We start from the raw sequence: 18,791 nt of genomic DNA on the forward strand, positions 1-18,791 counted from the left end.
TCCGACGTGCGTCCCCTTCTGCTCGGTGTCCTGTACGTCGCTCTCGTCGTGTACACGCTGGTCGATGCCGCCCAGTCCGACGACGAGGATCGCCACGGCATCCCCAAGGCCGTGTGGTTCGGCGTGATCGTCCTGCTGCCGCTCGTCGGTTCGATCGCCTGGATCGTCCTGGCCTTCACCGCGCGCCGCCGCAAGGGGCGGAGGGCTGCGGCCCCGTGGGAACGCGCGAGCGGCGACGCCCCGGCGCCGCCCGCCGGCACACCGCCCACGGGCCCGGAGGACGACCCGGAATACATGTGGCTCCTGGAACAGGCCCGGCGCCGGAAGGAACGTGAGGAACGGCTCCGCGACGAGCACCCGCGCGAGGAGTCCGACGACGAGCCCCACCCGGACGACCGCCCCCAGAACGGCACGCGCCCGACGGACCCGGACTGACGCCCGCACCCGCGGCCGCCGGACGGCGGAAGGCGAGGTCTCGCGCTTCTCTCAGGAACCGGGGCATACGCTGGACGCATGTTCATCCGCGTAGTCCTTCCGATCCTTGCCGTGGGACTCCTCGTCTATGCGCTCGTCGATGTGCTCGGCGCGCCACCGCACGAGCGGGCCGGCCTCCCGCGCTGGGCGTGGGTCCTCATCGTGCTGGTCCCGGTGCTCGGACCCGGGGCATGGATCTACGTCCGCACCGTCGTGCGCCACACGGGCCGCCTGGACCGCTGACCCGGCCGGCGCGGGCCGGCCGGGTCCGGCCTCAGCTCAGGCCCGAGTACGAGTGCTTCCCGTTGAAGATCAGGTTCACCCCGGTGAAGTTGAACAGCACGCAGGCGTACCCCGCCACGACGAACCAGGCCGCTCGCCGCCCGGACCATCCGCGCGTCGTCCGGGCGTGCAGGTAAGCCGCGTACACGACCCAGACCACGAACGACCAGACCTCCTTGGGGTCCCAGCCCCAGTAGCGGCCCCACGCGTCCTCGGCCCAGATCGCCCCGCCGATGATGGTGAAGGTCCACAGCACGAAGGCGACGGCGTTCAGCCGGAACGACAGTGCCTCCAGCATGTTCGCCGACGGCGTGTCGTCGAGCCACCCCCAGCCGGCGAGCCACGGCGTGCCCTCGTCACGGGCATCCCGCAGGAGCTGCAGCACGGACGTGACGAACGCCACGGTGAAGATCCCGGTCGCGATGATCGCCACGCCGACGTGGATCACGAGCCAGTAGTTCTGCAGCGCGGGCTGCACGCCCGTGGCCGCCACGAAGAACGCGTTCTGCGCGAGCACGAGGAACGTGGCGCCCAGCCCGGTGACGAACGCCCCGAGGAACCGCGCCTCACGGACCAGGCACACGCCCACGAACACGGCGACGGCCACGAAGGTACCCACCAGCGTGAACTCGTACATGTTGGCCCACGGGGTGCGCCCCGAGGCGATCCCGCGCAGCACGATCGCGACCAGCAGCAACCCGGCGGCCAGCCACGACAGGGACATCCCGATCCCCGCGCCCTTGCGGGACACGCCGGCCGGAGCGTCGTCGCTCCCGGGCCCGTAGGCCTGCCCGGGGCCCGCCGTCGTACCCGGGGCGGTGTCGGACGACGCCGGACCGGCGCCCACGCCGACGGCAGCCTTCTCGCGCGCCGTGTCCCGCGCCGCCACTCGCGCCCCCGACAGACGCGCCAGGTCCACCGAGAACGCGACCATCGCGAGCGCGAGCGCCGTGGCGGCCGCCCAGACGAGCAGCACGCTCAGGTTCGCCATTTCCATTGTTCAGTCCTTCGTCGTCTCGTTCCGGGCACTGGACCCGGTGTTCCGCCCTGCCTCTGATTCCGTTCCCCCGGCCCCTGATCCCGCCGGCTCCGGGCCCGCTGATGCCCGCTCCGGGCCTGCTGATGCCCGCTCCGGGCCTGCTGATGCCCGCTCCGGGCCCGGCTCGGCGGCGTCCCGCACCGGCAGCACCGCCATCGCCCGGTCCACCTCACCCTGGAGGCCGGCGTCGTCCCCGCGCGCCAGCCCCGCGGCCTCCACCACAGTAGCCCCGCTGTCCGACACGAACGCGCGCACCCAGACCCGGCGCCGCGGCGTGAACAGGCTCAGCGCGAGGCCGCCGAGCGCGAGCAGGGCGAACGTCAGCACGAACCCCAGCGACGGGTCGTGTCGCAGGTCGAGCGCCACGTAGCGCGGCACCTCCTCGCCGAGCGCCACGGTGCCGAGGCCGTCGGGCAGTTCCACGGCCTCACCGGGCCGCACCAGGAGCTTGACCCGTTCTCCGGTCTCGTCCACCGAGGGTGTCAGGGACGCCGTGTCGAGCTGGTAGACGTTCCGCGGCACGCCCTCGTCGAGTCCGAGGTCCCCGCGGTAGACCTCCAGGACGAGCAGTGGTTCGAGCGGCTGGGGGAACGTGGAGCGGGCGTTGCCGTCGTCGTCCACGACCGCCGTCGGCAGGAAGTATCCGACCAGCCCGATCTGGTCACCCCCTGACACGTCCGGCACCTTCACCACGCCGCGCGACGTGTACATCTGGTCCTCGGGCAGGAAGGGGACGCGCTGGGAGAAGGCGATCTCGCCGTCGGCGTCGGTCACCGTGATCTCGGGGGCGAAGCCGTTGCCCTGCAGGTAGATCTTCGCGCCGTCCGTGACGAGCGGGTGGTTGACCTTGATCTGCTCGGCACGCCGGGAGCCGTCGGGCTCGGTCACCGTCACGTGTGCCGTGAAGTCTCTCGCCTGCGCGAAGGCCACGGTGTCGCTCGCGAACTCCGAGTCGAACGCGTCCAGGGTCATGGAGAACGGCACCAGCGAGGACGCCTGGAACCACGCCCCCTTCTCGAAGGTGTCGTAGTCCACGACGGCGTTCGCGAACCCGCGGTCCTCGGTGACGATCGCCTGACCTCGGTAGTGCAGCATCTGGCCCATCGCCACCGACACCAGCAGCCCCAGCAGCGCCAGGTGGAAGAGCAGGTTGCCGCTCTCGCGCAGGTAGCCGCGCTCGGCGCTGATCGTCCGCGCCGCGGCCCGGCCGGCACGCTCGGGCTCCGCGCGCCGGTCCACGCGGAAGGTGGGCAGGTGGCGCGGCCCGCGCAGCCGCGCCGCGACCAGGCCGACGGCGTCCTCCGGTGCGAGGTCGGTGGTCACGCCGGCCTGGGCCGGGAACCGCCCGAATCGCGAGGGGACGCGCGGCGGCCGGGCCCTCAGCGCCCTCCAGTGCGCCCCGGTCCGGGGCACGATGCAGCCCACCAGCGACACGAAGAGCAGCAGGTAGATCGCCGAGAACCACACCGACGTGTACACGTCGAAGAAGCCGAGCCGGTCCAGCCATTCACCGAGGTCGGGGTGATCGCCGAGGTACTCGGTCACGGCCCCGGGGTCCTGCCCGCGCTGCGGCAGCACCGACCCGGGCACCGCGGCGACCGCGAGCAGCATGAGCAGCATGAGGGCCACCCGCATCGAGGTGAGCTGCCGCCACATCCATCGCAGCATCCCGACGGCGCCGATCCCCGGCGCGTTCGGCCCGCGTCCGCCCGCGTCCCTGCCCGACGGCGCCCCCGCGGCCTCGGCGAACTCGTCGTCGATCCCGTGGGGCACGTAGCCGCCCCTCCGGGAGGGCGGGTCCGCCACCTCGGCGTCGGGCCTCCGTTCGTCCGCCATCTACAAGACCGTCCAGTATCCGTTGATCCACGACTGGAGGGAGGAGGTCAGCACTCCCCAGAGGCCCGTGACCAGGGCCAGGCCGATCGCCACGAGGAGGGCGCCGCCCGCGCGCATCACCGCGAGCCGGTGGCGCCGCAGGAGGCCCATCATCCGGTCCGAGGCCGTCGCACCGAGCGCGACCAGCAGGAACGGCACTCCGAGGCCCACGCAGTAGGCGACGCCGAGCAGCGCCCCGCGCCATACCGACGCCTCGTCGAGGGCGAGCGTCTGCACGGCCGCCAGGGTCGGACCCATGCAGGGGGTCCAGCCCAGCCCGAACACGAAGCCCAGCACGGGCGCGCCCCAGAGGCCGGTGCGCGGCGCGACATGCAGGCGCGCCTCGCGCTGCAGCCACGGGACGAGACCCACGAACGACAGCCCCATCAGGATCACCACGACGCCCAGCACCCGGAACAGCACGTCCTCCCAGCGCACCAGGTAGACGCCGACGGCGCCGGCCGCGGCCATCAGCGTGACGAAAACCACCGTGAACCCGGCCACGAACAGGGCCACCCCGGCGAGCACCCGGCCCCGCCCGGCCGCCACCGTTCGCACGCCGACCGCGCTCCCGGCGACCGCCGTCGTCGTCGCACCGCTCGCGGAGCCCCCGGCGGCCGCGGTCGCCGCCGATCCCGCCGGGCCGGCCGCCGCGGCCGACATGCCGCCCACGTAGCCGATGTACCCCGGCACGAGCGGCAGCACGCACGGCGACGCGAACGAGACCAGGCCGGCGAGGACGGCCACGGGAACCGCGAGCAGCAGCGACCCGCTGAACGCGAGCGAGCCGGCATCCATCAGGCGTCCTCCGCGAGCGCGTCGTCGATCAGGGACTCCAGGGTGGGGCGTTCGACCTCCCCGATCACCCGCGCGGCCACCATGCCCTCGGCGTCGAGCACCACCGTGGTGGGCACGGCCTGCAGCGGCACGACGCCGGACAGGTCGGCCACCACGCGGCCGTCGCGGTCCTCGAGGCTCGGGTACGGGGTGTCGAAGGTGCGTTCGAACGCCAGCGCGGTGGCGGCGTCGTCCTCGGTGTTGATGCCGAGGAAGCGGACGCCGTCGTCCTGGTACGCGGTCGCGAGGTCCGTGAGGGCGGGCGCCTCTGCGCGGCACGGCGGGCAGCCGGCGTACCAGGTGTTGAGGACGACGACGTCGCCGGCCCAGTCGGCGGTGTCCCGCTCCGCACCGGTGAAGTCGGTCCCGGCGATGCTGACGGGCCCGCGGCGGTCGCCGACGTCCCAGCTCTGCACCGAACCGTCGCCGGAGACGTACCCCTGGCCGGCGACGTCACCCGCACCCGAGTCCGCGGCGGTGCACGCGGCGAGAGTCGCCGCGCAGCCGGCGGCGAGCAGCGCGGCCGCGAGTCGTCGTGCCGTGCCGGTCATGGTGCTCATGCGCCGGGGAGCTGCTGGACGCCGTCGTACAGGTCGGCGACCGGCTCGCTGTAGTGCAGGCCGGTGAACCGGCCGTCCTCGAACCGCAGGGAGGTGAGGGAGGCGAGGTTGCACTGCCGGTTGCGGGGGTTGTGCCAGAGGCGGCGGCCCTCGAACGAGCAGCGGGTGAGCCAGACGGGGAGCTGGTGGCTGACCAGCACGGCCTCGTGCCCCTCGGCGGCCTGCCGCGCGGTCTCGATGGCGCCGCGCATCCGCAGCACCTGTTCCGTGTACGGCTCGCCCCACGACGGCCGGAACGGGTTCCACAGGTACGGCCAGTGCGCGGGCCGGCTCAGCGCGCCGTCACCCACGCCGAACCGCTTGCCCTCGAAGTGGTTGTCGGCCTCGATGAGACGGTCGTCCGTGCCGAGTTCCAGCGCGAATTCGCGCGCGATCGGCGTGGCCGTCTCCTGGGCGCGCTGCAGCGGGGAGGCGATGACCACGGTGACGTCCCTGCCCCGCGTGGACAGGTGCTTGGCGACGCGGGCCGCCATCTCCTGGCCGCGGTCCGACAGGCGGTAGCCCGGCAGGCGGCCGTACAGGACGCCCTCGGGGTTGTGGACCTCGCCGTGACGGAGCAGGTGGACGGTGGTGGAGACCATGGCTCTCAGTGTCCCATCGGATCCTGGGTGGTTCGGTACCCGCGCGGCGTGGTGTGAGCCACTCGGCGATCTTCCGGGGCGCGCCGGGAGCCGTGGAGCCTCCAGCGCCTCAGCAACCGCGGGGGGCCGCCGCCAGCTCCCCACGTGCGGCCACCCCGATCTTGCCCATGATCCGGCCCAGCGCCGCCATCTCGTCCGGGTCGAGGACGTCGACCAGCAGACGCCGCACCGCGCGCACGTGCCCGGGAGCGGCGTTCACGAGGGCGGCGTACCCGAGGTCGGTCATCCGGCAGTTCACGCCGCGCCGGTCCCCGTCGGCCGGGCACCGGCTCACGAGCCCGCGCGCCTCCATGCGCGTCACCGTGTGCGTGAGCCGGCTCCGGGACAGTACGAGACCGTCGGCGAGCGCCGACATCCGCTGAGTGCGGTCGGGCTGCTCGGAGAGCTGCACCAGCAGGGTGTACTCCCCCAGGCTCAGGTCGAGCTCGGCGTCGTGCGCGGCGCTGAGCGCCTCGAAGAACCTGGCGTTCCCCGCCAGGAAGGAGCGCCACGCGGTCTGCTGATCGCGATCGAGCCAGTGCACGCCGTTCGTCTCGCCCATACCCTCCGACCTCCTCGGATGCTGTCCCCCGCTGCGCGGCCGTGCGAGTCGCGCACGGTCCTGGGAATACTTTACGGAGCGGAGTATGTTGGCCCCGGTGCGATAGTTCAGTTATCAACTATCTCATCCCGGGGCTTCCGCCCTGGGAGCCGACATCACGACAACGCAGGAGAACTCCATGGCCACCCCGCTTCCCGCCGGTATCACCGCAGGCACCTACGACATCGACCCCTCGCACTCCACCGCCGCGTTCTCCGTGCGGCACGCGGGCATCGCGAAGGTCCGCGGCACGATCGACATCACGTCGGGCACGATCACCGTCGGTGAGGACATCGAGTCGTCCGGCGTCACCGCCGATCTCGACGCCACGTCGGTCAACACCGGTGACTCCGGCCGTGACCAGCACCTCGTCAGCAACGACTTCTGGGGCGCGGACGAGAACCCGTCGTGGACGTTCCGGTCCGGCGGAGTGTCGCTCGACGGCGACAACATCGTCGTCACCGGTGACCTGACGATCAACGGCATCACCAAGGGCGTCGAGCTGACCGGCGAGTTCACCGGCACGGCGAAGGACCCGTTCGGCAACGACCGCGCGGGTTTCGAGGCGAGCACGGAGATCAACCGCAAGGACTTCGGCATCACCTGGAACGCCTCGCTGGAGACCGGTGGCTTCCTGGTCGGCGACAAGGTGAAGATCACCCTCGACGTCTCCGCCATCGCCAAGGGCTGAGCGGGACCGGCCGGCCGTCGCGACACCGGGGCACGATCACCACCGCGCGACGGCCGGCCCGCACCGGGCGAGGGCCAGGCCGCGAAGGCCTTCAGTCCTCCGCGACGGCCGCCCGCGCCGCCGCGTGGAACGCCAGGATCTGGAGCTCACCACCGACGTCGACCGAGCGGACCACCACGTCGTCGGGAACCTGCAGCGCCGTCGGCGCGAAGTTCAGGATCTCCCGGACGCCCGCCGCGACGACCTCCTCGGCCACTCCCTGCGCCACGCCGCCGGGCGTCGCGAGCACCACCATCGAGACACGACGCTCGGCGATCACGGCCGACAGATCGCCGATGTCGTCCACCCTGAGCCCCGCGACCTCGGTCCCCACCACCTCCGGAGAGGCGTCCAGCAGCGCCGCGACCTGGAACCCCCGCTGGGTGTAGCCGGAGTAGTTCGCGAGTGCGTGTCCGAGGTTACCGATCCCGACGATCGCCAGCCGGTGCTCGGACTCGAGCCCCAGGGCGGCCTTGATGTAGTCGGCCAGCGACTGGACGTCGTACCCCACGCCGCGGGTACCGAACGATCCCAGGAACGACAGGTCCTTGCGCAGTTGCGCGGACCCCACGCCGGACCGCTCGGCCAGTTCCGACGAGGACGTCAGCGCAACTCCCTCGTCCGCCAGGTCCCGCAGGGCACGCAGGTAGTACGGCAGGCGACCGACGGTCGCCGCCGGGACAGCGTTCTCGCTGAGTTCGGCCACGCGGCTCGCTCCTTCCCCGGGACGACGACGTCCGCCGGGCTCGCTCCTTTGCTGGTCAGATCATGCCAGGAGTCGGGCAAGTCGTGCCGGGTCGATGCGCCAGAATCCCTGCTGCACACCGTCCACCTCCACAACGGGCACGTACTCCCCGTACTTCGCGGTGAGAGCCTCGGCCTCGGGGCCGTCGGAGATGTCGACCTCGCGCCACCCGGCGCCCGCGTCCGCCGTGACGGCCTCGACGACGCCGCGCGCCACCTCACACAGGTGACAGGACGGCCGGGTGTACAGGACGACGCGCGCGGGGGAGGTGGTCACGAGCAGAGCCTACGACGCGCCTCCCCGCAGCGGCGCCGACGACGTGGCCGAGCACCCGGCGGAGCCCTGAGCGGGGTCCTCACGTGCGACTCCGCACGCCCGGGCGCCGATAGAGTGAGGCGCATGTCGTCGACGCATCCCGTACCCGCCACCGCGGCCTTCTTCGACGTCGACAACACCATCATTCGCGGCGCGAGCGCGTTCCACCTGGCGCGGGCGGCCTATCAGCGGGGGTTCTTCCGGACCCGTGACCTGCTGCGCTTCGGGTTCATCCAGGCGCGCTACCTGCTGTTCGGTGAGGACCGTGAGCAGATCGACGAGGTCCGCAACCGGGCGCTCGAACTGATCGCGGGCCGCACGGTCGCCGAGGTCACCACGCTCGGCGAGGAGGTCTACGACACCGTCCTCTCCCTGCGGATCTTCCCGGGCACCCGGCGGCTCCTGGAGGAGCATCTCGCCGCGGGGCACGAGGTGTGGCTCATCACGGCCACGCCCGTCGAGATCGCCGAGCTCATCGCGCGCCGCCTCGGCGCGACCGGAGCCCTCGGCACCGTCACGTCGCACGAGGACGGGTTCTACACCGGCCGGCTGGTCGGCGACCTCATGCACGGTGCGGCCAAGGCCGAAGCCGTCCGCGAGCTCGCCGAGGCCGAGGGCATCGACCTGACCGCGAGCTACGCCTACGGCGACTCGCTCAACGACCTGCCGATGATGAACGCCGTGGGGCACCCCTGCCCGATCAACCCCGACAAGCGCCTGCGCCGCCACGCACAGGACGTGGGCTGGCCCATCCGCGAGTTCCGCGGCCGCCCGCGGCGCCTCGCCGGCCGCGGCGTCCGCACGGCGTCGTGGGCGGGCGCGGCGTGGGTGTTCGGACTGGTGATCCGGGCACTCCGCCGCCGCATCCGCGAACGCACGTTCAACCGCTGACTCGGCCTTCCGGAGCCGTCGGACGCCGCGCGACACCTCAGGGCCGGGCCGCGAACCGTTCCAGGAGCTCCGCGTGGCCCGAGCAGACCAGGAGGTCGTTCGCCGAGACGCGCGTCTCCGGCGTCGCGTAGACGAATTCCTGGCCCGGGGACTTCACGCCCATCACGGTGATCCCGTACTTCCGGCGGACGTTCGACTGCGCCAGCGTGAACCCCTGCATCTCCTTCGGCGGCCGCATCTTGACGATCGTGAAGCCGTCCTCGACCTCGATGTAGTCGATCAGCTTGCCGCTGACCAGGTGCGCCACCCGCGAACCGGCGTCGGACTCCGGGAAGACCACGTGGTGCGCGCCGATGCGCGTCAGGATGCGGCCGTGCTCCGCGGAGATCGCCTTGGCCCAGATCTGCGGTGTGCCCAGGTCGACGAGGTTCCCGGTGATCAGCACGGACGCCTCGAGCGACGACCCGACACCGACCACCGCCGCACCGAACTCCTTCGCGCCGAGCTGTTCGAGCGCCTCGGGGTTCGAGGCGTCGGCCTCCACGAGCGGGATGCGGCCGGACCACTGCGCGATCAGCGCGGGGTCCTTCTCCACCGCGAGCACGTCCTGGCCCAGCCGGTCCATCGTCGCCGCGAGCGACGAGCCGAACCTGCCCAGCCCGACGACGAGCACCCCGGCCTCGCGATCCGGCCCCTTCTTCTCCGCCACGGTGTCCCTTTCTACGTCCTCACCCGATGATCGGCCGTTCCTCGGGGAAGCGTACGATGCGACGCCGGTCCCGGAGTGCCAACGCCGCCGCGAACGTGATCCCACCGGTGCGCCCGACGAACATCAGAGCGCTCAGAAGGTACTTGGCCGCGTCGGGCAGGCCGGCGGTGATCCCGGTGGAAAGGCCCACCGTCGCGTACGCGGACAACGACTCGAACAGGACACGGCTCAGGGTGTGGTCGGTGATGTGCAGCAGCGTGACACTGCTGAGCAGTACCACCGTGGCACCGAAGAACGTCACGCCGAGCGCCAGGCGCAGGATGTCGGACGGGATCCGGCGCCCGTAGGCGTCGATGTCGCGGTCGCCGCGCGCCTCGGCCACGATCGCGAGCAGGATCACCGCCAGCGTGGTCACCTTGATCCCGCCGGCCGTCGACGCGGACCCGCCGCCCACGAACATCAGCGCGTCGGTGACCAGCCACGTCGACTGCTCCATCGCCCCGACGTCGACCGTGTTGAAACCGCCGGACCGCGGCATCACCCCGGCGAACAGCGCCGCGAGGATCTTGCCCGGCCAGTCGAGCGGGCCGAGCGTGTGCGGGTTGCGCCACTCCAGCATGCCGATCACCACCGAACCGATCACCAGCAGCCCGAGGCTCGTCGTCAGCGTGAGCTTCGAGTGCAGCGTCAGCCGCAGGCTCCAGCGCCTGCCGAGACCCCGGCCCCGCGCCTCCCGCAGCGCCCGGTACAGGTTGAGGATCACCGGGAACCCCAGGGAGCCCAGGAACACCCCGAGCGCGACCGGCAGCACCAGCCCCCAGTCGCCGACGTGCGGCAACAGCCCCTCCTCCGTCGGGATGAAGCCGGCGTTGTTGAACGCGGAGATCCCGTAGAAGAGCGCGTGCCACGCGGCGCTGCCGACGTTCTGCTCGATCACGACGAACCGGGGGAAGAGCAGCAGCGCGATCGCCAGCTCGAGCGTCGTCGCCGTCACGATGATGGTGCGGACCAGCGATCCGACCTCGCCGAGCTTGCTGGTCTTCGTCTCCGACGCCGTGAGCAACCGCTGGGTCAGCCCGATCCTCCGGGAGACCACCATCCCGATGATCGAGGCGATCGTCATGATCCCGAGGCCGCCCACCTTGATGCCCGTGAGAATCACGATCTGCCCGTACAGCGACCAGTAGGTGGCGGTGTCCTGCACCACGAGCCCGGTGATGCACACGGCCGAGACGGCGGTGAACAGCGCGTCCACGAACGGCGCCGACGTGCCCGACGCCGTCGCCCACGGGGCGAGCAGCAACGCCGTGAACACCGCGATGACGGCGGCGAACACCACGATCGCGAGCCGGGCCGGGCTGTGCCGCGCGACCTCGTCGACCAGCTCCCGGAGCGCGAACGCCCGGGCACGAAGCCTCAACCTCATCGCCTGCCGGTCCTCCTCGGGTCGTGGCGCCCTCGGCGCTCATCGGACCCTATCTCCGCGAAGGCCGATACGCGGCGCATCCCGCCCGGCGTCGCGCGATCCCGGACCGCCCGACGCGCGGACCGGTGGATGCCGGAGCAACGATCTCGGATACCGTGGACGTGTGCACCGCGCCCGCCTCGCCTGGAGCCCGGAACTCCTCGAGTACGACTTCGGGCCCGGCCACCCCATGTCTCCCGTCCGCCTCGACCTGACGATGCGGCTGATCCGTGCGCTCGGCCTGCCGGATCTCCCGACCCTCGAGGTGGTCGCCGCCGAACCCGCCTCCGACGCCACGCTGCGCACCGTGCACGACGACGTCTACCTCGCCGCGGTCGCGCGCGCGTCGACCGCCCTCGAACCGGACCCGCTCCGGGGCCTCGGCACCGAGGACGACCCCCTGTTCCCCGGGATGCACGACTCCGCCGCGCGCCAGGTCGGCGGGTCGGTGTCCCTGGCGGAGGCCGTCTGGCGCGGCGAGATCGACCACGGCGTGAACGTGGCGGGTGGCATGCACCACGCGCAGCGAGGCGCCGCGTCGGGCTTCTGCGTGTACAACGACGCGGCGGCGGCGATCCAGCGGCTCCTCGACCTCGGCGCCGACCGGGTCGCGTACATCGACCTCGACGCCCACCACGGCGACGGGGTCGAGGCGGCCTTCTGGGAGGATCCCCGCGTGCTGACCGTGTCCGTGCACCAGGACGGCCGGACGCTGTTTCCCGGCACCGGGTACCCCGGGGACGTCGGTGCCGGGCGCGCCGAGGGCACCGCGGTGAACGTCTCGCTGCCGCCGGGCACGCACGGCGCGGAATGGCTGCGCGCCGTCGACGCCGTCGTGCCCGCCGTCGTCCGCGAGCACCGGCCCGACGTCATCGTGTCCCAGCACGGCTGCGACGCGCACGGCAACGACCCGCTCTCGCACCTCGACGTCGGCGTCGACGCGCAGCGCACCGCACAGGTGTGGGTGCACGCCCTGGCGCACGAGTTGTCCGGCGGCCGCTGGCTCGCACTCGGCGGCGGCGGGTACGCGGTGGTCGACGTCGTCCCCCTCGTCTGGGCGTCACTCGTCGCCGAGGCCGCGCACGCGCCGCTCGCGGCCGGGATGCCCCTCCCGGCGGACTGGCGCGCGGTGGCTCTCGAGGTCTCGGAGATCGAGCCGGCCCGGACCCTGGGCTCGGCCGAGCCCGTCGCGTGGCGGCCGTGGAAGGACGGCTGGGACCCGGCCGACCCGGTCGACCGCGCCGTCCAGGCGACCCGCAAGGCGGTCTTCCCGCTTCTGGGCCTGGACCCGCATCACGACTGACTCTGTCCTCCGGGGCCGTCGGGCAGGAAACTCACAGTCCCCCGATTACTGGTGTGGTCGGATCTGCCGTTATCCTGATCGACAGACTCTTTCTCGTGTTGGTCGGCGTATGTCCGCGGGACCAACCGTGGATCACGTCAGCCGCGGCCCGGCGTCGGGCCGCCCGACCATCACAGACAAGCGAGGACCTCATGGGCTCCGTCATCAAGAAGCGCCGCAAGCGTATGGCCAAGAAGAAGCACCGCAAGCTGCTTCGCAAGACGCGCCACCAGCGCCGCAACAAGAAGTGACGTGAGAGGGCCCGGCCGTACGGCCGGGCCCTTCGTCGTTCACGCCGTCCGACGACGGAGCGTGAGCACGCCCAGGGCCACCGCACCGACGATGAACAGGGCGATGACGCCCACCGCACCCCGGACGCCCTCCCACTCGGCGCCGGCCGCCAGCTCCTGCATGGCGTCCACCGCGTAGGTGAGCGGCAGCACGCGCGACAGCCACTCCAGCACCTCGGGCATCTGATCCCGTGGCATGAGCAGCCCGCAGGTGATGAGCTGCGGGAACACGATCGCGGGCATCATCTGCACCGCCTGGAACTCGGTCCGCGCCAGAGCCGACGCCGCCAGCCCCAGGGTGCAGCCCAGGATCGCCACCAGCAGCGCCACGACGAACACGAGCCACAGCGGACCGGCCACGTCCATCCCGAGCCAGACCGACCACCCCACCACGACCACCGCCTGGAGCAGCGCCAGGACCCCGAACGCGAGCGCGTAGCCCGCCACGAGGTCGCCCTTGCGGATCGGCGTGGTCATGAGGCGTTCCAGCGTGCCCGACTGCCGCTCACGCAACGTCGCCACGCTGGTGACCAGGAACATCACGATGAGCGGGAAGATCCCCACGAGCACCGGCCCGAACCTGTCGAGCACCGCCGGGTCGTCCTCGAACATCCAGGCGATCAGCCCGATGAGCAGGCACGGCAGCACGATGATCAGCGCGATCGTCCGCTTGTCCGCGCGGAGCTGGGCGAGGACACGCCCGGCGGTCGCGAGGGTCAGGTTCATCGCAGCCCCTCCTCGGTGTTCTCGGCATCGATGAGGGCGAGGAACGCGCGCTCGGCGTCGGGCGCTCCTGTCTTCTCCAGCAGGGCTTCCGGGGTGATGTCCGCGACGAGCGTGCCCTCACGCATGAGCAGGAGCCGGTCGCACTGCGTGGCCTCGTCCATGACGTGGGAGGACACCAGCAGCGACTTCCCGCGTTCCGCGAGCCCGCGGAACATCGTCCACAGGTCGCGGCGGAGCACGGGGTCGAGCCCCACGGTCGGCTCGTCGAGGACGAGCAGTTCGGGATCGCTCACCAGGGCGGCCGCCAGCGAGACCCGCGAGAGCTCTCCCCCGGACAACGTCCCGACCCGCTGCTTCTCGTGTCCTCCCAGGTCGACGACGTCCACCGCGTTCGCGACCGCGGCCTTGCGGTCTCGCGCGGAGATACCGGCCAGCGCGGCGAAGTAGTCGAGGTTCTGCAGGACCGTGAGGTCCGTGTACACACTCGCGTCCTGCGTGACGTAGCCGACGCGGCGCCGGAGCGACGGGGAACCCGCCGGTTCGCCGAGCACCTCGACCGTCCCGGAGACCTTGTCCTGCACGCCGACGATCGCGCGCATCAGCGTCGTCTTGCCGGACCCGGACGGCCCGAGCAGCCCGACGACGGACCCGGCGGGCACCTCGACGTGCAGACCGGAGATGATCGCGCGCCCGCCGCGCACGACGCCCAGCTCCGCGACCCGGACAGAAAGCTCACCCATCCGCCCATTCTCACCGACGCGCCGGGGCGATGGCCCTTCTCGACGACCCGGGCACCCGGCCGCGCGCCACCGCCTTCAGGGGCAACGAGCCGTGAGGTGACACCAGAGCACAAGAAGCGGCGGCCGACGCCGCGCGACGCCCGAGGACGTCGTCGCGGGTCAGCCGCCGCTTCCCGAGGGTGTCAGGACGTGCGCGCCCCGGCCCGCTTCTTGTTCCAGATGTCGAAGCCGACGGCGAGCAGGAGCACCAGGCCCTTGACCACCTGCTGGACCGACTGGTCGACGCCCAGCAGCGACATGCCGTTCGACATGACCGCCATGATCAGGCCACCGATCATGGCGCCCGGGATGGTGCCGATACCGCCGGTCACCGCCGCGCCGCCGATGAAGCAGGCGGCGATCGCGTCGAGCTCGAACATCTCGCCCGCGCCGGGCTGTGCCGCGTTGGACCGCGACGAGAACACGATGCCGGCGATCGAGGCGAGGAAGCCCATGTTGAGGAAGATCAGGAAGTTGACCCGCTTCACCCGCACACCGGAGAGCTGTGCCGCGGCGAGGTTGCCGCCGATGGCGTACACGTGGCGCCCGAAGATGCTGTGCTTCGTGATCATCGTGTAGGCGATGATGAGCGCCGCGAGGACGATCAGCACGATCGGCAGGCCACGGCTGGTGGCGAGCTGCCACGCGAACCACATCACGACGGCGGCGACCAGCACGATCTTGGCCGCGAACAGCCAGATCGCCTCGACGTCCTGGTTGTACGACAGCTTCGCGCGCCGGTTGCGATAGGCCGCCACCGCGTAACCCACGACGGCGATCCCGAAGATCACGAGGGTGAACGTGTCGTACCCGTAGCCGCCCAGCAGCCCGTTGAGGAAGCCGCGCCCGATCTGGCCGTACTCCCCGGGGAACGGGGAGAGCGACATGTTGGAGAGGACGAGCAGCGTCAGGCCGCGGAACAGCAGCATGCCCGCCAGGGTCACGATGAACGCGGGGATCCCGACGTACGCGACCCAGAAGCCCTGCCACACCCCGATGAGCAAGCCGGCCGCGATGGCCGCCAGGGCGCCCACCCACCACGGGAAGCCCTCCCGGACGACGACGACGGCCGCGATGGCACCCGTCAGCGCGACGACCGACCCCACGGAGAGGTCGATGTGCCCACCGACGATCACGATCAGCATGCCGATCGCGAGGATCAGGATGTACGAGTACTGCAGCACGAGGTTGCTGAGGTTGCCCGGGCTGAGGAGCCGCCCGTCCGTCATGAACGCGAACATCCCCACGATCACGATGAACGCGAAGGCGATACCGCTGGACCGCACGTTCTGTGTGACCAGATCTTTCAGGTTCGCAATGGTGGTCATGCGTCAGCCTCCTGTGTCATGAGCGACATCAGTCCTTCCTGGGTGGCCGACGCGACGTCGACCTCGCCGGTGATGCGTCCGGCGGCGAGGGTGTAGATGCGGTCGCAGGTGCCCAGGAGCTCGGGGAGCTCCGAGGAGATCACCAGGACGGCCTTGCCGTCCGCGACCATCTTGTTGATGAGGGTGTAGATCTCGTACTTGGCGCCGACGTCGATCCCGCGCGTCGGCTCGTCGAGGATGAGCACCTCGGGGTCCGTGTAGATCCACTTGGACAGGGCGACCTTCTGCTGGTTGCCCCCGGAGAGCTTGCCGACGGGGACCAGCACGTTGGGCGTGCGGGTACCCATGGACTCCCGGTACTCCTCGGCGACGCGCAGTTCCTCGTGCTGGTTCACCCAGCCCGCGCGGGACAGCTTCGGCAGCCCGGCCGCCGAGGTGTTGCGCCGCACGTCCTCGATGAGGTTGAGCCCGAGCTGCTTGCGGTCCTCCGACACGTAGGCGATGCCCGCGTCGATGGCCTTGGACACGTTCTTCACCGAGACCTCGCGGCCGTGCACCAGCACCCGTCCGGAGATGTCCCGGCCGTACGAGTGGCCGAACACGGACATGGCGAGCTCGGTCCGTCCGGCGCCCATGAGGCCGGCGATGCCGACCACCTCACCCGCGCGCACGTTCAGGTTCGCCTTGTCCACCATGACGCGTCCCGGCTGGGTCGGGTGATGCACCGTCCAGTCCTCGACGCGCAGCACCTCTTCGCCGATCACCGACGTGCGCTCGGGGAACCGGCTGTCCAGCGACCGGCCGACCATGCCCCGGATGATCCGGTCCTGCGTGCTATCGGGCTCGGACATGTCGAGCGTCTCGATGGTCCGCCCGTCCCGGATGATGGTGGTGCGGTCGGCGATCGAGGCGATCTCACCCAGCTTGTGGGAGATGATGATGCAGGTCACGCCCTCCTCGCGGAGGCGGCGAAGGATGTCGAGCAGATGCTCGGAGTCCTGGTCGTTGAGGGCCGCCGTCGGCTCGTCGAGGATGAGCAGGCGCACCTCCTTGGACAGCGCCTTGGCGATCTCCACGAGCTGCTGCTTGCCGACGCCGAGCGTCGACACCGGCGCGGTCGGGGACTCGGTGAGCCCCACGCGGGCCAGCAGCTCCGCGGCCGCCCCGTTGGTCTTGTGCCAGTCGATGAACTCGCCGGCCCGCCGCCGCTCGTTGCCGAGAAAGATGTTCTCCGCGATCGAGAGGTAGGGGACGAGGGCGAGCTCCTGGTGGATGATCACCACGCCGCGCGCCTCGGAGTCGTTGATCGTCCTGAACGACGCCGGAGCGCCGTCGAGCACGATCTCCCCCTCGTACGTGCCGTGCGGGTGGACGCCCGACAGCACCTTCATGAGGGTGGACTTGCCGGCGCCGTTCTCGCCGCAGATCGCGTGGATCTCGCCGTGGTCGACCGACAGGTTGACGTCCGAGAGTGCCTTGACACCTGGGAACGTCTTCGTGATACCCCGCATCTCGAGGATGGGGCCGTCACCGTCAGCGGGTGACTCAGTGGATTCAGACATGCGCTGTCCTTGTTCTCTTGCGGCCTCGGCGACCCTGGGGCGCCGGGGCAGGACGTTCCGCGTGGAACGCCCTGCCCCGGCGCGTCTCCGCTGCCGAGGCAGCGGCTCACGACCGCGGAACGCTGCCTCGGCACGGGTGCGACCCAGAGCGGTCAGAAGTGACGGGTCACTCGCCCTCGACCTGGCCCGACTCGACCTCTTCGGCCGTCCAGTAACCGGAGTCGACCAGCTCGGACTCGATGTTGTCCGCGTAGATGGTCGTCACGGGCAGGAGGTACGACGGCACGACCTTCACACCGTTGTCGTAGTCCTCGGTGTTGTTGGCCTCCGGCTCCTCACCGGCGAGGAGAGCCTCGGCGGTCACGACGGCCTGGTCGGCGAGCAGACGGGTGTCCTTGAAGATGGTCGAGCTCTGCACACCGTCAGCGATGTACTTGACGGACGCGATCTCGGCGTCCTGGCCGGTGATGACCGGCATGGCGTCGTCCTCGTAGCCGGCGCTGCGCAGCGCCTCGATGATGCCGCGCGACAGGCCGTCGTACGGCGAGAGCACGCCGTCGACCTTCTCCTTGCCGTCGTAGTGCGCCGTGAGGAGGTCCTCCATGCGGCTCTGCGCGTTCTCCTGGAGCCAGCGCGGCGTCGCGGCCTGGTCGATGTCGGTCTGCTCCGAGGGCACGACGAGCGTCTCGTCCTCGATGAGCGGCTCGAGCACGGACATCGCGCCGTCCCAGAAGAAGTGCGCGTTGTTGTCGTCCAGCGAGCCGGCGAACAGCTCGACGTTGAACGGACCCTCGGGCGCGTCCTCGACGGGCTCGCCCTCCTCGTCCACCAGGCCGAGCCCGTTGAGCAGGGCGTTCGCCTGCGCGACGCCCACCTCGAAGTTGTCGAACGACACGTAGAAGTCGACGTCCTCCGAGTCACGGATGAGGCGGTCGTAAGAGATCACCGGGATGTCCTGGGCGGCGGCAGCCTCGAGCTGGCCGGTCAGGGTGGTGCCGTCGATCGCGGCGACGATGAGCGCCTCGGCACCGGCGCTGATCATCGCGTCGAGCTGCTGCTGCTGCGTCGGGATGTCATCGCCCGCGAACTGCAGGTCGACGTCGTAACCGGCCTCCTTCAGCCCCTCTTCCACGGCCGCGCCGTCCGCGATCCACCGCTCGGAGGTCTCGGTCGGCATGGCCACGCCGACGAGGCCGCCTTCTTCGTTCGAGTCATCGCCCGCGCCGCTGCCGCTGCCGGCACCTTCCCCGCCGCATGCGGCGAGCGTGACGGTCAGCGCACCGGTCGCGACCGCGGCGATCGCTCGGCTGTACCAGAGCTTGTTTGCCATGAGGTCTCCTCTTCGAGAGTTACCGGATCACTTACCCGGCACTACTCCGAGATGTTAACGCTCACACTTACCCGCTCCAAACCTCGCCTGTCACGATCCCGTCACGACTGCGCGCCGCAAAATTACCAACCCACCCATCCCCGAACAAGCCCGCCCGCTCCGCTCCCGATCCCGCCGCCGTTCCTGAGCCACCAACTCCCCCAACGACTCCCCCACCCAGCCGACCCCCGA

At 71.0% G+C, this 18,791-nt stretch carries 21 protein-coding genes; 6 read left to right on the plus strand and 15 right to left on the minus strand.

Going from position 1 to position 18,791, the window contains the following annotated elements:
• Window positions 1–6: 6 nt before the first annotated feature.
• Both EDD34_RS18210 and EDD34_RS18215 read left to right on the plus strand, forming a co-directional pair.
• Complete coding sequence (locus EDD34_RS18210; protein ID WP_170177123.1) at window positions 7–435, plus strand: PLD nuclease N-terminal domain-containing protein; 429 nt, start codon at window positions 7–9, stop codon at window positions 433–435.
• 78 nt (window positions 436–513) lie between these two features.
• Complete coding sequence (locus tag EDD34_RS18215) at window positions 514–717, plus strand: PLDc N-terminal domain-containing protein (protein ID WP_123815826.1); 204 nt, start codon at window positions 514–516, stop codon at window positions 715–717.
• Between the two features lie 31 nt (window positions 718–748).
• On the opposite strand, the gene ccsB is transcribed toward EDD34_RS18215, so the two are convergent.
• The 6 genes from ccsB to EDD34_RS18245 all read right to left on the minus strand — a co-directional run bounded on the left by ccsB (window position 749) and on the right by EDD34_RS18245 (window position 6,309).
• The gene (gene ccsB / locus EDD34_RS18220; RefSeq protein WP_123815827.1) at window positions 749–1,753 is read right to left on the minus strand and encodes a c-type cytochrome biogenesis protein CcsB; all 1,005 of its coding nucleotides are present in this window, start codon (window positions 1,751–1,753) and stop codon (window positions 749–751) included.
• 3 nt (window positions 1,754–1,756) lie between these two features.
• The gene (gene resB / locus EDD34_RS18225) at window positions 1,757–3,631 is read right to left on the minus strand and encodes a cytochrome c biogenesis protein ResB (RefSeq protein ID WP_123815828.1); all 1,875 of its coding nucleotides are present in this window, start codon (window positions 3,629–3,631) and stop codon (window positions 1,757–1,759) included.
• Complete coding sequence (locus EDD34_RS18230) at window positions 3,632–4,468, minus strand: cytochrome c biogenesis CcdA family protein (protein WP_123815829.1); 837 nt, start codon at window positions 4,466–4,468, stop codon at window positions 3,632–3,634. It lies immediately after the preceding gene.
• The gene (locus tag EDD34_RS18235) at window positions 4,468–5,058 is read right to left on the minus strand and encodes a TlpA family protein disulfide reductase (protein ID WP_246012716.1); all 591 of its coding nucleotides are present in this window, start codon (window positions 5,056–5,058) and stop codon (window positions 4,468–4,470) included. Before EDD34_RS18235 ends, EDD34_RS18230 begins: the two co-directional genes overlap by 1 nt.
• A 5-nt stretch (window positions 5,059–5,063) precedes the next feature.
• Window positions 5,064–5,708: a histidine phosphatase family protein gene (locus tag EDD34_RS18240; protein ID WP_123815831.1), complete on the minus strand. Its 645-nt coding sequence runs from the start codon at window positions 5,706–5,708 to the stop codon at window positions 5,064–5,066.
• A 109-nt stretch (window positions 5,709–5,817) separates the two neighbouring features.
• The gene (locus EDD34_RS18245) at window positions 5,818–6,309 is read right to left on the minus strand and encodes a MarR family winged helix-turn-helix transcriptional regulator (RefSeq protein ID WP_123815832.1); all 492 of its coding nucleotides are present in this window, start codon (window positions 6,307–6,309) and stop codon (window positions 5,818–5,820) included.
• A gap of 178 nt (window positions 6,310–6,487) precedes the next feature.
• Here EDD34_RS18245 and EDD34_RS18250 point away from each other — a divergent pair, with 178 nt between their 5' ends.
• Entirely contained in the window at window positions 6,488–7,039 is a 552-nt protein-coding gene (locus EDD34_RS18250; RefSeq protein WP_123815833.1) for a YceI family protein, read from the plus strand.
• A 91-nt stretch (window positions 7,040–7,130) separates the two neighbouring features.
• On the opposite strand, the gene EDD34_RS18255 is transcribed toward EDD34_RS18250, so the two are convergent.
• On the minus strand, window positions 7,131–7,784 hold the full coding sequence (locus tag EDD34_RS18255; protein ID WP_123815834.1) for a redox-sensing transcriptional repressor Rex: 654 nt from the start codon (window positions 7,782–7,784) through the stop codon (window positions 7,131–7,133).
• 60 nt (window positions 7,785–7,844) lie between these two features.
• Complete coding sequence (locus EDD34_RS18260; protein WP_123815835.1) at window positions 7,845–8,099, minus strand: glutaredoxin family protein; 255 nt, start codon at window positions 8,097–8,099, stop codon at window positions 7,845–7,847.
• A 123-nt stretch (window positions 8,100–8,222) separates the two neighbouring features.
• On the opposite strand from EDD34_RS18260, the gene EDD34_RS18265 reads away from it, so the two are divergent.
• Window positions 8,223–9,029 carry an HAD family hydrolase gene (locus tag EDD34_RS18265; protein ID WP_123815836.1) on the plus strand — a complete coding sequence of 269 codons (807 nt, stop codon included), beginning with the start codon at window positions 8,223–8,225 and terminating at the stop codon, window positions 9,027–9,029.
• Between the two features lie 37 nt (window positions 9,030–9,066).
• Here EDD34_RS18265 and EDD34_RS18270 read toward each other — a convergent pair whose 3' ends face one another.
• Window positions 9,067–9,738: a potassium channel family protein gene (locus EDD34_RS18270; protein WP_123815837.1), complete on the minus strand. Its 672-nt coding sequence runs from the start codon at window positions 9,736–9,738 to the stop codon at window positions 9,067–9,069.
• 19 nt (window positions 9,739–9,757) lie between these two features.
• Window positions 9,758–11,164 (minus strand): TrkH family potassium uptake protein, encoded by a 1,407-nt coding sequence (locus EDD34_RS18275; RefSeq protein ID WP_123815838.1) that lies wholly within the window; start codon window positions 11,162–11,164, stop codon window positions 9,758–9,760.
• 163 nt (window positions 11,165–11,327) lie between these two features.
• Between EDD34_RS18275 and EDD34_RS18280 the strand changes: the two genes are divergently transcribed.
• Together EDD34_RS18280 and EDD34_RS18285 are read left to right on the plus strand one after the other, a co-directional pair.
• Complete coding sequence (locus EDD34_RS18280; protein WP_246012556.1) at window positions 11,328–12,506, plus strand: acetoin utilization protein AcuC; 1,179 nt, start codon at window positions 11,328–11,330, stop codon at window positions 12,504–12,506.
• Window positions 12,507–12,697: 191 nt separating this feature from the next.
• Window positions 12,698–12,796, plus strand: a complete 99-nt coding sequence (locus tag EDD34_RS18285; RefSeq protein ID WP_003792170.1) for a 30S ribosomal protein bS22 — start codon at window positions 12,698–12,700, stop codon at window positions 12,794–12,796.
• Window positions 12,797–12,835: 39 nt separating this feature from the next.
• Here EDD34_RS18285 and EDD34_RS18290 read toward each other — a convergent pair whose 3' ends face one another.
• From EDD34_RS18290 to chvE, 5 genes are all read right to left on the minus strand, one after another.
• The gene (locus EDD34_RS18290; RefSeq protein ID WP_123815839.1) at window positions 12,836–13,561 is read right to left on the minus strand and encodes an ABC transporter permease; all 726 of its coding nucleotides are present in this window, start codon (window positions 13,559–13,561) and stop codon (window positions 12,836–12,838) included.
• Complete coding sequence (locus EDD34_RS18295; protein WP_123815840.1) at window positions 13,558–14,301, minus strand: ABC transporter ATP-binding protein; 744 nt, start codon at window positions 14,299–14,301, stop codon at window positions 13,558–13,560. Before EDD34_RS18295 ends, EDD34_RS18290 begins: the two co-directional genes overlap by 4 nt.
• Window positions 14,302–14,483: 182 nt before the next feature.
• Window positions 14,484–15,668 (minus strand): multiple monosaccharide ABC transporter permease, encoded by a 1,185-nt coding sequence (gene mmsB, locus EDD34_RS18300; RefSeq protein WP_123815841.1) that lies wholly within the window; start codon window positions 15,666–15,668, stop codon window positions 14,484–14,486.
• Window positions 15,665–17,230, minus strand: coding sequence for a multiple monosaccharide ABC transporter ATP-binding protein (gene mmsA, locus EDD34_RS18305; RefSeq protein WP_123815842.1), 1,566 nt, complete (start codon window positions 17,228–17,230; stop codon window positions 15,665–15,667). Before mmsA ends, mmsB begins: the two co-directional genes overlap by 4 nt.
• A gap of 166 nt (window positions 17,231–17,396) precedes the next feature.
• The gene (chvE, locus tag EDD34_RS18310; protein ID WP_123815843.1) at window positions 17,397–18,560 is read right to left on the minus strand and encodes a multiple monosaccharide ABC transporter substrate-binding protein; all 1,164 of its coding nucleotides are present in this window, start codon (window positions 18,558–18,560) and stop codon (window positions 17,397–17,399) included.
• Window positions 18,561–18,791: the final 231 nt, after the last annotated feature.

The organism is Myceligenerans xiligouense, from assembly GCF_003814695.1.
In the GTDB taxonomy this organism is placed as follows: domain Bacteria; phylum Actinomycetota; class Actinomycetes; order Actinomycetales; family Cellulomonadaceae; genus Myceligenerans; species Myceligenerans xiligouense.